This is a genomic window from Clostridium sp. AM28-20LB (assembly GCF_003480665.1).
In the GTDB taxonomy this organism is placed as follows: Bacteria; Bacillota; Clostridia; order Lachnospirales; family Lachnospiraceae; genus Otoolea; species Otoolea fessa.
Genome location: NZ_QUJN01000001.1, coordinates 880789 through 895326 on the forward strand (window position 1 = coordinate 880789; position 14538 = coordinate 895326).

12 protein-coding genes are annotated in these 14538 nt (G+C 49.8%); all 12 read right to left on the minus strand.

The window, feature by feature from the left end:
- Nucleotides 1–29: 29 nt before the first annotated feature.
- The 12 genes from DW739_RS03900 to DW739_RS03960 all read right to left on the minus strand — a co-directional run bounded on the left by DW739_RS03900 (nucleotide 30) and on the right by DW739_RS03960 (nucleotide 14533).
- Nucleotides 30–2831 (minus strand): SMC family ATPase, encoded by a 2802-nt coding sequence (locus tag DW739_RS03900; RefSeq protein WP_118293284.1) that lies wholly within the window; start codon nucleotides 2829–2831, stop codon nucleotides 30–32.
- Entirely contained in the window at nucleotides 2828–4012 is a 1185-nt protein-coding gene (locus tag DW739_RS03905) for an exonuclease SbcCD subunit D (protein ID WP_118742656.1), read from the minus strand. Before DW739_RS03905 ends, DW739_RS03900 begins: the two co-directional genes overlap by 4 nt.
- A gap of 186 nt (nucleotides 4013–4198) precedes the next feature.
- Nucleotides 4199–4525, minus strand: coding sequence for a cupin domain-containing protein (locus DW739_RS03910; RefSeq protein ID WP_107000176.1), 327 nt, complete (start codon nucleotides 4523–4525; stop codon nucleotides 4199–4201).
- A 139-nt stretch (nucleotides 4526–4664) separates the two neighbouring features.
- A complete protein-coding gene (locus tag DW739_RS03915; protein ID WP_118742657.1) occupies nucleotides 4665–6641 on the minus strand; it encodes an RsiV family protein in 1977 nt (658 codons plus the stop codon).
- Between the two features lie 231 nt (nucleotides 6642–6872).
- The gene (gene cdd / locus DW739_RS03920; RefSeq protein ID WP_118293287.1) at nucleotides 6873–7295 is read right to left on the minus strand and encodes a cytidine deaminase; all 423 of its coding nucleotides are present in this window, start codon (nucleotides 7293–7295) and stop codon (nucleotides 6873–6875) included.
- Entirely contained in the window at nucleotides 7288–8070 is a 783-nt protein-coding gene (gene udp, locus DW739_RS03925) for a uridine phosphorylase (protein WP_022359925.1), read from the minus strand. The genes cdd and udp overlap by 8 nt, the downstream gene beginning before the upstream one ends.
- Nucleotides 8071–8113: 43 nt before the next feature.
- Entirely contained in the window at nucleotides 8114–9301 is a 1188-nt protein-coding gene (locus DW739_RS03930; protein ID WP_022359926.1) for a phosphopentomutase, read from the minus strand.
- A 49-nt stretch (nucleotides 9302–9350) separates the two neighbouring features.
- On the minus strand, nucleotides 9351–10367 hold the full coding sequence (locus DW739_RS03935) for an alpha-hydroxy-acid oxidizing protein (protein WP_118742658.1): 1017 nt from the start codon (nucleotides 10365–10367) through the stop codon (nucleotides 9351–9353).
- Nucleotides 10368–10375: 8 nt separating this feature from the next.
- Nucleotides 10376–11737, minus strand: a complete 1362-nt coding sequence (locus tag DW739_RS03940; RefSeq protein WP_118742659.1) for an MATE family efflux transporter — start codon at nucleotides 11735–11737, stop codon at nucleotides 10376–10378.
- 106 nt (nucleotides 11738–11843) lie between these two features.
- Nucleotides 11844–12191 (minus strand): hypothetical protein, encoded by a 348-nt coding sequence (locus DW739_RS03945; RefSeq protein ID WP_118742660.1) that lies wholly within the window; start codon nucleotides 12189–12191, stop codon nucleotides 11844–11846.
- A gap of 48 nt (nucleotides 12192–12239) precedes the next feature.
- The gene (locus DW739_RS03950) at nucleotides 12240–13376 is read right to left on the minus strand and encodes a Fic family protein (protein ID WP_118742661.1); all 1137 of its coding nucleotides are present in this window, start codon (nucleotides 13374–13376) and stop codon (nucleotides 12240–12242) included.
- Between the two features lie 449 nt (nucleotides 13377–13825).
- Complete coding sequence (locus tag DW739_RS03960) at nucleotides 13826–14533, minus strand: phosphatidylglycerol lysyltransferase domain-containing protein (RefSeq protein ID WP_118742662.1); 708 nt, start codon at nucleotides 14531–14533, stop codon at nucleotides 13826–13828.
- Nucleotides 14534–14538 lie beyond the last annotated feature (5 nt).

Consider the following 14538-nt stretch of genomic DNA (forward strand, 5'->3'; position numbering starts at 1 on the left):
TCGTCACACAACGGCTCTGCGCCGTCCTACTAATCTTCTATCTCCCAATGCACCTGGCTTCCACCATTTCCCTTTTTTACCACCAGCTTGTGTCCCATCTCCTCTTTCAGCTCCGTCACGTGGGAAATGATGCCGATCAGGCGTCTTCCTCCGGACAGCTCCTGCAGCACCTGAACCGCCCGCGTTCGTGATTCCTCATCCAGGGAACCAAATCCCTCATCAATGAACATCGCATCCACCTTCACGCTGCCTGCCGCATTCTGGATGACATCCGCCATGCCGAGCGCCATCGCAAGCGCCGCCAGAAAGGATTCTCCACCGGACAGCGTTTTGACGTCCCGGACCCGGTCAGTCACAAAGCTGTAAACATCCAGGTCAAGTCCCACTTCTCCCTGTTTTCCCAGATCAGCCAGACCGCGGCATTGAAGTTCAAAGGTTCCTTTCGTCATCCGGCGCAGGCGGCGGTTAGCTGCCTGTATCATCTGGCGGAAATACTGGCGCTGTACATACGTCTGGAAATCGATCCGCGCCGCGCCGCTCAGTTTTCCGTCCGCCGTCTGGTAAAGCTCGCTGATCTGCTGTTTTTCCCGGTCAAGCTGCTCCCGTTCCTGCAGATACACCCGAAGTGCCGCATATGCATCCTCGTTGCGCGTCCGCACCGACATATGTTCCCGGTGAAGCCGCGACCAGCGCGTTTTTTCCTCTTCCCAGTGCCGGATCGCCTGCTGGATTTTTTCTTCCGGATCTGTTTCCGAATCTGCTTCCATATGTTCCCGGAGCGAAGATAAGCTTCCCTCCAGCTCCCGGCATTTTTCCCGGCACTCCTGTGCTTTCTTATCAGCCGCTGTCACCGCCTCTGCAAGTGTTTCCAGCTCCCGGCTGCGCTTCTCAAGCTCCACCCGGAGTGTCCGGCTGTCTTTCCACTCCAGCCGCTTCGAGAGTTCCTCCAGCTCATTACGTCTCGTCTGGCTCTCGATCGCCGCCTGCTGCACCTCACTTCTTTTAAGCTCCAGCGCAGCTTCCAGCTTCTTCTGTCCGGCTCCGTTCGCCTCCCGTTTCTGCCGGATCGTTTCTTCCATGGCAATCCGGTCAGTATAAGTGATTTCCGCCTGCCTGCATCGCCGGATTTCCTGTGCCATCTGCCGTAGCTCCTTCTCCAGAGCATCCGCATCCGGCTGGGCTGCCGGGCTGTCCTGATTTTGGCCGTACAGTTTCCCCTGGATCTCTATCCGCCGTCTGCTCTCATGTTCCAGCGAGATCTGCGCCTCCTGGCACGCCTCAGCGGCTGTCCTCTGCTTCTGATCGGCATCATCCCGCCCGGCACGCAGCGCTTCCACCTGTTCCTCCCGGATCGGCTCTGTCTCCAGACGGCAGGGAGCCGGGTGTTCCAGCGAGCCGCAGACCGGGCACGGTTTTCCTTCCTGCAGCTCTGCCGCCAGAAGTCCCGCCTGCATCGCCAGAAAGCGGCAGGACGCGTCCTGATACAACTGATCTGACTGCTGGTACGCCCGCGCGGCTGCCTGAAATTTTTCCTGGCGTTTTTCCAGTGACTTTCTCCATGTCCGCTCCGCTTCACAGCATTTCCCTAACTCCTGCAAAACCGCCTGGCGCCGTTCCATCTGCTCCCGCCGTCCCCGGCATTCTGCCAGGGCAGCGCGCGCCTCTACCGCCTCCCGCTCCTGGTTTCGAAGTATTTCTTCCTGTGTACGGCACGTTTCCAGCTGATTCTGCATTTTTTTCAGGTTTTGGGTCAGAGCCGTCCGCTGATGTTCCAAAGTTTCATATGCCTGCCGTTTTTTCTCCTGCTCCGCATAGAGCGGAAGCGCATCCTGCATCCGCCGGATCTGATCCTCCAGCTCCGGTTTCCGGCTCTCATAGGCTGCGGCAGCTTCCCGGCGCCTAGCCTCCATCTCCCGTCCAAATGCTTCCAAACGGCTCTTTTCTTCCAGTACCCGTTTTTCCTTTTTCACAAGCTCCAGATGGTTCTGTCCGGCGGCAAGCTTCTGGATTGCATTCTCTTCCAGTCTCCCCGTCTCTTCCTCGAGCCTCCGGCTTTCCTCCGACAACTGATGCAGAAATACAAGCAGTTCCGCTCCATTTGTCCGGTACCGCTCTTTCAAAGACTGCCATCTTTCTTCCCACTCCAAAGCTGCCGCCTCCTCCGTCCTGGGAACCGTCACCTGCCGGATGACTTCCTCGCACCGGGTCTTGTTATCCTCCAGCCTTCCATACAGCGTCCGATCTGCCTCCCGCAGCTTCTGCTGGATTCTACCGTAGATCCCGGTATGGAAAATGCGCGAAAATATCTCTTTTCTTTCTTTGGAGGATGCATGGAGCAGACGGATATATTCGCCCTGCGCGATCATCGTGATCTGCGAAAACTGATCGCGGTCCACGCCCACGATCGCCCGGATCTTCTCATCGATCTCACGGATCCGACCGGACATCTCACTTCCATCCGGCAAAAGCAGAGACGCTTTCGGCGCCACACTCGTCGCCGTGTATGCGCCGTCCTTATTTTTCCGCTTACTGAGGCGCGTGTATGCCGGACTGCGGCGGATCGTATAATCCTGCCCCTTATCCTCAAACGTCAGTTCCACCCAGGTCTCCGCGTCCTCCGGTGCATACTGGCTGCGAAGCATCGCGCCTTCTCTCCCGGCGCCGCTCGCCGCCCCGTAGAGCGCAAACGAGATCGCGTCAAAGATCGTCGTTTTGCCTGCCCCCGTATCGCCCGTGATCAGGAACAATCCCGTCCCCGCCCGTTCGAAATCAATCTGCGTCACGCCCCCATAAGAGCCAAACGCCGACATTGTAAGCAGCTTCGGTTTCATACGCGTTCCTCCTCCTCTGCCTCTTCCACCATGCGCGCCAGAATCGTCTCCTGTTCCTCCGTCATCGGGCAGTGGCGCACCGCCTCATAAAAAGAGGCAAATGCCTGAAACGGCGTCACCGCCCCTGTTTCCTCCGGTTCTTCCTCCAGTCGTTTCCGCGTCCTCTCATTGTCCACCCGAATCTCCAAAATATGCGCAAATAACTCCTCCAGGCGTTCCCGGAAATCGTACATTTCTTTTTCGTCCGTCAGGACCACGCTCACATACGCGTCCGCGCGTCCGCTTCCATCCGGCATCTTTTCCATCGTATCTGAAAGCAGCTTGAGTTCTTCCAGTGTCCCCCGCACGCGCTTTACATCGGGATGGCAGAGAATCGGCAGACGGCGGATCTGCGGCTCACTTCCTTTTTCTCCCAGTTCCACCACCGTGATCCCCTTCTGATGGTGTTCTTCACTGATCGAATATTTGTACGGCGTCCCACAATAGCAAAACCGCTCCTGCCCTACCTTCTGTGCCCCGTGGATATGCCCTAACGCCGCATATTCAAACGGTTCCAGCACCGACGCATCGATCGCATCCAATCCTCCGGAGGTCAGTACCGCCGTCTCTGAATCGCAGGTTTCCGGATTCTGACCGTTCCAGACAAAAAACTGGTGCGCCAGAACCACATTGCGCTCCTGCTTCCGGATCGTCTCCCGCACCAGGAGTTTCTGGAATGCATCGGTATAACCATTGGTGTCAAACAAATGGCGCACATGACCCGGACGGATAAACGGTACCAGATAAAAATGAACCGGTCCCCACTCATCTGTAAGTGTGACCTGCTTTAAATACTCCGTCCGATCTGCCGGCGGCAGCGCCGCGATATGGATCCGGTGGCGTGCCAGAAACGATGCGCCATACGCCAGCCGCTCCGGTGAATCGTGATTTCCCGCAATGATCAGGATCTCCGTTCCCGGACAGCGCCCGGATAGCTCGGTCAGAAACCAGTCAAAAAGCGTATACGCTTCCCCCGCCGGGACCGATTTATCATAAATATCCCCGCATATCAGAATCGCATCCGGCTTCTCTTCCTCCGCATATTTAAGTATCTGCAAAAACGCATTCTTCTGGCTCTCGCGCAGGCTATAGCCATTTAACATTTTCCCGATATGCAGATCAGAAAGATGAAATAGTTTCACGCAGGCACACCTCCTTTTTCTTTCTCTGATCCACTGTTTTTTTGATTTCCAATTTTTTCCGCTTAAACATATAGACATTTTCCGGACATATATGGCAAAAAGCGCCGACACATCGAACCACTTCCCATGCCAGCGCCTTTTTTGGTTACTGTGAACAGTTACCTTTTTCTGTTTTGTTCTTCACTCTTAATCCAGCTGGATCAATGCCATAAAGACCAGATCTTCATCTCCGGTATTGGCAATGCCATGACCACAGCCATCCGGCGTGAAGGTCTTATCGCCGACGGTAACCGGACGTTTCGTTCCATTATCATCGTACTCGCCCTGTCCCTTGATGATATAATACGTCTCGCTCTCGCCGTGGTGCTCATGATAGCCCAGAGAACATCCCGGTGCGATCGTTACCTCGGCAAACATCTTACATTTTGCATTTAACTCATTGTCATCCAGAATGTATTTTACAACTACCTGTCCTTTGCCGCCGTTCGCATTTTCCTTAACAACTGTCTTCATGCTGCTTCCTCCTCATCCTGTGCCATTCTTTCAGATTCGTTCGACACTATTTTTCTATGGAGTATTATAAGCGATTTTTTTCTCAACTTCAAGCTCTCTACTTAAGGGCAATCCGCATTTGTTGCAGTTCAGAAAATTCCTACTTGCTAAGCGCAATCCGCATTTCCAACTCGCTGTACGGAATTGTTACCTCCGGGAATCCTTCCGCATACGATGCAATCTCATACGGCGCATAATAGAAAACCACGCCCGTCTCGCTCAGATAAAACGGCGATTCGTAGCTGATGCCGTCTGCCACCGTATGTTCCAGATCCTCCGGTGATTCAAAGGCAAAATTTGTCTTTTCCGCCAGCTCCCGGAATGCCGCACCAACCTTCGCCTGCAGCTCCTCCACCGGATTCTCAACCACATCGCTCAAAGACAGGCGTGCCCCCGTTTCCCGGTCAAAGACAAAATACTGGCGGAACGGCGTTCCGTGTGCGCCGCCCGTATATTCATATCCATCCGCACGGACGCAGACATAATGATCATCCAGATACGTAATCGCGTCATCTCCGTCGATCGTAAGCGCCATCGAATAGACCGGCTGCGCTGCATCCGCCTCCTGCGGAAGTGTCTCTTCCTCCGATCCGTCCGATTCCGCCGTATCTATGCTCATCTCCGTGTCCAGATTCATGGAATCCGTCCGCGCCGCCGACAGAACCGATGCCTGCAGCTCCTGCATCGTCTGGTTCATCGCCTCGACCGCATCGCCCTCGCCGTCAAATACCAGCCGCTCTGCGTACACACTTCCCAGCTCCCGGCTTCCATCCGCACTCTTTAACGTCTCCGACTGCGCCTCGACATGCCCCAGCTCCCGGATCGGAGACTGGAACAGAACCGGCTCTAACAACGTCACTTCCCCACCTGCCGCATCATCCAGCGTTTTTTCGCCCAGATAAACGCCGTAATCCTTAAACTGCTGGCAGTATGCCTGATTTCCTGTCACATAAAAATTACCATACATAGAAAAATCATTCGTCATGCCCGGCTCTTCCTCGACCGTAAAAAGCGCATTCTGCGCCTCGGCGGCATTTGCCGCTGCATCTGCCTCCGCATCCGCCGCAATCCGCTTAAACAAAAACTCTCCCGTGCTGGTCTGGGATGCCTGATTTTCCATCAGATACAAATATCCGTCCTGATACTGCACCAGGCTGATATTTTCCGCCGTCTCATATAAAAGCGTCCGTTTCTCCGGGTCGGAGACCTCATAGCGGTAACACTGCGTATTTCCATTGCCATCCCGAAGCAGGGCAAAGAATGCGTCCTTCGCAAACAGCACCGACGATGTATTCGTAATATCCGAAATCTCCCTCGGATGGCTGCCGTCCGCATCCGCAATCACCAGGCAGGTTTCATTCTGCACCGGCATATACCCAAACTGTTCCGTATAATATGGAAGAATCCCATTAAACAGCTCGCTGCAGCCTGCCGGAATCTCCCCGTAGACCGTGTCTGACGGTGACAGCTCTCCCGCTGTTTTGCCATTCTCATCGAGCGTATAAATGACATTCATGTTGTAACCCTTGACATACAGGCGGTTCTTTGACGCATAGAGCACCGACGGCTGATCCGTCAGATCCGCTAAATGCTCTTCCACACCGCTCTCCAAATCCAGCCGGTACAGCCCATAAAGCTCCGTGCCCTGTGTGCTGCCACTCTCCGCCTGTATCCGGTCAAAATACAGCCCGCCTCCGTAGACCCAGAAGGTGCTGTTTTCATCTCCTGTGTCAAACTGGCAGAGCGTCTTCATCTCGCCTGTCTCCTTCGAAAGGGAACGGATCTCCGTGCGGTATTTGAGGTACAGCATGCCATTCTCCTCCAGCACCCGATCCGCTGCTCCGAGCGCCGTGCTGACCGCGCCCTCCGTTTCCTCTGCCGCCGGTGTCTGCGCTGTTGTCTCAGCCGCCGGTGATTTTTTGCACGCTGACAGGGCTGCCGAAGCAGCAATCAAAAACATCGAAGCCGCCAGCACTGCCCTATACCCTTTCTTTTTCTGAACCTTTTTTCTCTGGTTCTGCTCTGTTCTTCCCTGATTCTGTTTCATTTCTTCCCGTTTCCACTCTTTCTGAGCCATCCGTCCAAACTCCCCACACTTTTTCTATTTTTCATCGGACCTGCGTCCGCTTTTTCTTCTGAATACAGGCGGAAATGGTGAATCCATCCCCGCCTGTCATACAGTGTACCCTGTTTTTTTTGCAATGTCAAAAGGTGTTCCAATATATTAAGTTATATTAATGAAACTGTAAGATTACAGTGCGCGGGTCTTTGACACCTGCATACCAGCTTTATGAGGCAATCGGCATTCCTACTGCAAATTATCCGGTCCGAATCCCATCGGTAGAAGCTCCGCCAGTGTATAGACCTTATATTCCTTCACCGAACGTGCCAGAATGATCTGAAACGCATCCTCATGGCAGAATTCCTTCATCACTTGACGACACACGCCACAGGGCGCACACCAGTCAAATTCCGAAGCTCCTTCCGGGCCTCCCACAACTGCAATCGCTGTGAAGCTGCGTTCACCCTCACTGACTGCCTTAAAAAAGGCAGTGCGTTCCGCGCAGTTTGTCGGTGTATAGGCCGCATTTTCAATATTGCAGCCACGGTAAATCCCGCCTTTTTCAGTCAGCAGAGCCGCCCCCACCTGAAAATGAGAATAGGGTGTATAGGCCATTTTCCGTGCTGCGAATGCTTCCTCGATGAGTGTTTCTATCCTCTCATTATTCATTCTTCGCATCCTCCTGAATCAAGATACGGATGGCTTCCACCGCTGTCCGGATTGCTGCCTCTGTATCATGGGCCTGTTCATTGGACAGGCCTTTTTTCGCCCGCTCCTGATTAGCCAGAACCAGAAAGCAGGCACCTACACGCACCCGAAGGAAGCTGCCTGCGATAAACAGTGCTGCTGACTCCATCTCCGATGCCAGGCATCCCATCCGAAGCCACGCCTGCCACTTATTTTCAAGCTCGTAGCTGACCGGCATCACCTCCGGCTCATGCTGTCCAAAGAAGGAATCCTTCGACTGTACAACGCCCGCATGACAGCGGAACTTCAGATTCTTCGCTGCACGGATCATGGCATTCATAACATCCACATGGGGAACAGCCGGGTACTCAATGGGAGCGTACTCTCTGCTGGTTCCTTCCATGCGGATAGCTCCGCTTGCAACTACGATATCTCCGCCCAGTACATCCTCCTGCATACCGCCACAGGTGCCCACACGCAGAAAAGTATGGGCTCCGCACTTGGATAACTCCTCGATAGCGATAGCCGCTGACGGACCACCGATGCCGGTTGACGTCACACTGACTTTTACCCCATCGATGGTTCCCGTATATGTGGTATATTCACGATTATCCGCAACTAACACCGGATTCTCAAAATGTTCTGCTATCTTCTTGCATCGCTTGGGGTCCCCCGGCATGATGACATATCCGCCGATATCCTCCGGGCCGATTCCTGTGTGGTACTGTTTTCCCGTTCCTTCTGTATAATCAACCATATAATCGCCGCCTTTCTGTTTTTAACTTCAAGTCCAATGTCATTTATTTTATCTGATCCAGAATAGAAGTTCCGATGGTCCCCTCCGGCATTCTGACACCGAAATTATCCGCAATGGTCGCGCCGATAACGGCAAAGGTGTCACTGGTATCAAGCTTCCCACTTTCCGTATCCGATGGTGAATACGCAATAAACGGGACCTGCTCTCTCGTATGATCCGTTCCCTTGTAGGTTGGATCATTTCCATGATCCGCCGTCAGAATCAGCAGATCGTCCTCACGGAGCAGCGGCAGAAGCTCTCCCAGCTTTTTATCAAATTTTTCGATCTCTTCCCCATATCCCACCGGATTTCTGCGATGTCCCCATAACGCATCAAAATCTACCAGATTGGTAAAGCAAAGTCCCTTGAAATCCCGCTTTGCGATATCGATGGTCTGCTGCATGCCATGTACACTGCTGTCGGAATGATTGCTTTCTGTTATCCCTTCTCCCACAAAGATATCGTTAATCTTTCCAACGGAAATCACATCATATCCGGCATCCTTCAGTGCATTCAGCGCCGTCGGTCCGGTGGGTTTCAAGGCATAGTCATGTCGGTTGCTCGTCCGCTTAAATTCGCCGCGCTTTTTGCCCACATAGGGTCTTGCGATAACACGGCCAACTCTCCACTCATCCCGCATAGTCAGTTCTCTGGCAATCTCACAGTAATGATACAAGGTCTCAAGTCCCATGGTTTCCTCATTGCCACAGATCTGAAGCACAGAATCCGCTGATGTATAGACAATCAGTTTTCCTTCATTCACTTCCTGTTCACCCAGCTCCTCCAAAATCTCCGTTCCGCTGGCTGCCTTATTGCCGATTATCTTTCTGCCGCAGCGCTTTTCCAGTTCGTCAATCAGTTCCTTGGGAAATCCATGTTCTGTAAATGTGATAAATGGCTTATCCGTCCGGATGCCCATCATCTCCCAATGACCGGTCATGGTATCCTTACCATTGCTCGCCTCATTCATCGCCATAAAATATCCTTCCGGATGTTCTGCCGGCTTTACCTGCTTAAGGGCCTTGAGATTGGCAAGTCCCAATCTCTGCAGATTCGGAATATCCAGATGTTCCACTGTTTCTGAGATGTGTCCCAGTGTGTCAGCACCGGCATCGTCAAATCTGGCCGAATCCGCCATGGGACCGATTCCAAGGGAATCCAGTACGATTACAAATACACGATTAAAACGCATATCACTCACCCTTTCTACTAATTTTTGCTATATTTGATAGTTTACTTTTTTACACTCTCACACAGTCACGGGTAATTTCAGAAAGGGAAGATACGCCGCACATAGCCATGGTATCTGCAAGCTCACTTCCAATCTTCTGGATATATGCTTCAACTCCTTCTCGGCCTCCGCCATATACAGCTGTGACGAAAGGTCTGGCTATGATAACCGCATCTGCCCCCAGTGCCAATGCTTTAAATACATCGGTGCCGGAACGGATTCCGCCATCCACGAAGATTTTCATGGAACCGTCCACTGCAGTTGCTATTTCTTCCAGAACCTCTGCAGTTGCCGGGCACTGATCCAGGACTCTTCCTCCATGGTTAGATACCACGATAGCTGCCGCACCGGCCTCTTTAGCCTTCAAAGCGCCTTTTACCGTCATAATACCCTTTACAATAAAAGGTACTCCTGCTGCCTTCACGATCTCACGAAGCTCCTCCACTGATTTACTTCCGGCCGGCGGATTGAAATTTTTCAAAAATGGAAGGCCTGCCGCATCGATATCCATGGCAGCCGCGAAAGCACCTGCATCCTTGACAAGCGCCATCTTTTCACGAATCATCTCCACATTCCATGGCTTCACTGTAGGAATTCCCAGTCCCCCTGCCTTTTTGATGGCTTCCGTGGCTGCCACCATCACATTGCTGTCCATTCCGTCTCCTGTAAAAGCAGCAATTCCAAACTCTGCACAGGAAGAAACTAATATATCATTGTAAGAAACATCATTCAGTGAATCGCCGTAATGCATATTCACGGCTCCCACCGGACCTGCAAAAAAAGGATACTGAAAATTCTTTCCAAACAACGAAAGAGAGGTATCGATGGGACGTTTCTCCACCAGTGTATCCATCTGGACACGGATTTCCTTCCATTTGTCATAATTCCGAATCGCCGTATCTCCGATTCCTTTGGCTCCCGGACCCGGCATCTGATTCTTGCAGGCTCTTCCGTTGCATTCCGGACAGGCCTTGCAGTAATTTCCCATTTTTCCTCTTGCCAGTTCTAAACATTCTGCATAATTCATTAATATGGTTACCTCCCTGTCACTTTTTTCTCAAATCCATGCACCCAATTTCCCCTTAAAAACAAAAACAGGAAAATCACGGAGCTGATGCTCCAGGTCAGTGGGTATGCCCAGAATATGACCCGGATATCCGGAATCAGACGCACTGCCAGTGTGATGTAGCTGACACGGAACAGACACCATACACATAGCAGAACGATCATGGGCACGGCAGCATTGCCGGAACCCCGGAGTACAGCCGCGATACAGTGAGTAAATGCCAATAAACAATAAAACAACGCAATGGTTCTGGCCTGCATCACCCCATAATGTATCACATCCGGATCACGGTTGAATGCTGCAATCAGCACCGGTGCCGCCGTATATATGGTGATACCAATCAGTTCTGCAATGGAGATGGAGCAGAGGATACCGAACTTCGCACCTTTCTTTGCTCTGTCATACTGCTTTGCCCCAAGATTCTGTCCCACAAAGGTAGTTATCGCCATAGTAAAGCAGGTCACCGGCAGGAAGGCAAAACCTTCTACCTTAGAATAAGCTCCGCAGCCTGCCATGGCCATTTTACCGAATGCATTGATGTTGGACTGTACAAACACGTTGGCTATGGCAATGACTGAGTTCTGGAAACCGGAAGGTACACCATTCTGAATAATCTGCCTCAGCATATGTCTGTCAAAACGAATCTTCCTAAGCTCCAGCCGGTAATCTTCCTTCACCCGCATCAGATGCACCATACAGAGAATCGCGCTGACAAACTGGGATATAGCCGTTGCCAGGGCTGCCGATCCCACTCCCATGCCAAGTCCTGCGATAAAGAAGATATCCAGCACCACATTCACACAGGAGGAAATAATCAGATAGATCAGCGGATGGCGGCCGTCCCCCACCGACTGCAGGATTCCCACGAAAATATTATACATGACTACACCCAGAGAACCTGCAAAATAGGTTTGAAAATATACAATCGATTCTGGAAGTACATCTGCCGGTGTTCCCATCAGTACCAGAATCTTCGGTGCCAGATACATTCCCGCAGCCGTCAGTGTGATTCCGGCCACCAGACCGAAGGCTGTGGTTGTATGAATCGCTCTCTGGAGATAATCCTTGTTTTTCGCCCCATAATACCTGGCAATTACTACACCGGCTCCCATGGCAATACCGTTAATAAAACCTACCATCAGGAAAATCAGGTTTCCCGACGAACTGACTGCTGCCAGCGCATTGCTGCCAAGATAATTACCTACAATCAGGGAATCCGCTGTATTATACAGCTGCTGAAACAGATTCCCCAGAAACAATGGTATGGCAAATAAAATAATCTTCTTAGAGATACTTCCCTCTGTCATCCTCGTTTTGCTTTCAGCTCCCATAAAACCCCCAAAATTAATCATATTTATGCACACAGTCGATGACTATTCATCGCCCCTCTGCACGCATATGTTCTCGATCTCATTATAGCCGACTGCCAGCAAATTCTCAATACTTCTTGCGCTGAGTGTGTAGCCCATTGGCTGTGATTAACAGTGCTAATCGGAACACATCGTTTTTATGTTTCTTTATATTTTTGCTGTCGACCTGATCTCCATTTAACTTGCATTCTTTTAAATCCTGCCACGCTTTCGCCTTAAATGGTATCAGGCAAGTCGGACTTAATACCGGAATGCCATCAACCATCTTTTGTCCGGTTTTTAGCAATTCATAATACGCTTCATTTAAAAGGATTGCCGACAAACTAGATATTTCATCATCTATCAGAAGCGGTGTGAGAACTGCATCATCTTCCAATATAATGAAATCCGGATTTCTGGAAAATATCTCTATCATATTAAGCAAAATTTCCACTCGATGAGCGGAAATTCTACAATATCTAAACTACTTCTTGAATTTATATTTTCCTTTTCCGTGACCGGATACTGGTTCAATAATATCTGCCTGCACCAAATTGGAAAGAAGTTTTGAAGCACCTGAACCTTTCAGCTCAAGAAGTTCCATAACTGCACTTCTTCCAAACACCTCATCAGAGCCACACTTTTCAAAAAGTTTATGGATATGAACCGTCGTTTTCACCGAGAAGTCGCTGCCTTTTTCGGAAAGTACACTTTCAATATCCACTTTTTCATCTTGAATGTCCACTTTTTCATTTTCAATATCCACTTTTGTATCCCCAATGTCCACTTTTTCTTCATTCAAAAGTCCACTTATATGAAGATTTCGATTATGGAGCTCATTTTTCTCGTTCAAAAGCAGATTTCTGAGAAACGCTTCCAGATACTCTGTTGTTTCATGAATACCTTTTTGCAGGTTCGTATAGTTTGCACGAACAAGTGCATTTCGGAAATACCACGCATTTTCCGCAAAAATATCATTAGTTGCAGAAAACCCAAGTGTCCTTAAATATTTAATGAAGAACACTGCCGTTGTTCTCGTGTTGCCTTCCCCAAAGATATGAATTTGCCATAATCTTGAAATGAATACCGCAAGATGATGGATAATCTCGTCCATTGAAAGTCCTTTATAACTATAATCCTTCTCCTGCGAAAAATCATATTCAAGTGTGGCTCTCAATTCAGATGCACTACCGTACATAACAGTTGCCCCATCAAGAACCCATTCTTTCTTTGTAATGTTGTAATCTCTAATCTTTCCGGCGTGTTTATAAATGCCCTGAAAGAGTTTGCGGTGAATAGAGATATACTCATTCGGAGAAAATGAGAACGCTGTTTCAGAAAGAATTTCAGCAATACGGGACGAAACCTTATCTGCTTCTTCGGTACGCTCATCATCCGACAAATGCACTGGTCTTTCTTCATAGTAGCTATCAATAAGACTTTGTGCTTCTTTCATCGTGATTTTGCCTTCAATATTCTGAATGGCGGTATCAATCAGATATTTAGATGGTTTGAGTCCGTCCACCGCCTGAAGTCCGATTGCTGTACTCCAAGCATAACTTTTATAAGCTTTATTCGGTTCAGACTCCCTCAAATATTCCTTAAACGGATCTTTCTCCATATCCACTACCTCGCTTCATAGTCTTATAATTCTATCTTCTGTAAGATTGAAAGTGCTATCCAAAAGAGTAAGTTGTTGATTATCATTTTTAACAAAAGACATATGGCTCACCTCACAAAATCTTACCTATATTTTACCAGAAAATCCAATGTTTTTATATATCGTGTTAAATTTTCAAGGTACAAATTTATATCAAAGGGGCTGTGAAATAAGTCCCTAATTTCTTCTAATTCAAATTTCTTATATGATATATCAAAATAATACCCGAACCGAATTTTTTGACATTTACCGCACTGAATTACCTGATTCTCTACAAGAACCCCGAGGCAGCCGCCCGATATTTTTTATCCGGTGGCTGCCTCGTTCCAATCATTCTTATCCGAAACACTACCAAAACAATTCTTTCTGTACTTTATATTCCAAAAACATTGTTTTTCTAATCTTTATGATTATCGCTCTAAAATCGTATACTTCTTCTCCAGGCGAACCGGATGCATACTCTCTTTCGTCCGCCTGAGATTTTCAAGTCCCATATCGTCTTCCCGGTTTACAAATTCCGCCTCCGGATAAACGTGCGTTAAAAATTCTTTTTCCAGGTAATTATAAAGCCCGCGTAACTCCAGATTCGCCTTTTCCACATGGGTAACAGTCATATTTCTCTCCTGATTCATCGTTCCCATCGAAAATGCTTCCAAAGTTCCTCCTATCCGGACTCCCGCCATCGTGATCCCCGCCTCGCGTCCAAAACGGATTGTCTCAAAGATCCCCTGTTCTTCGCTGTCCAGCCGGTTCAGATCATCGTCGCTCTCCTTATTCTTAGACCAGCGTTCCAGAAACGTCCGTATCTCGCCCTCATCCTCCGGATTCAGGATCACAAACTCTGCCGTTTCCCCGTAATCCAGACGGAATCGCGAAATCCGGTTTTTCATTTTTGAATATTTTCTTCCGGGAAGAACACGCATTTCTTCCCCGGAATAAATATAGTCAAAGCTGTCCCGATCCTCCAGCACCTCATAGCGCTCCGGATCCGGACGAATCGCTCCAAGCGCCGCCTCATCCACCAGATACATATGCATTTTCACACCGATTGCTGTGAAATATGCCTGCAGACGGTCAAAGTTTTCCCGCATATGCCCCAGGCCGCAGACCGGGACCATCGTCG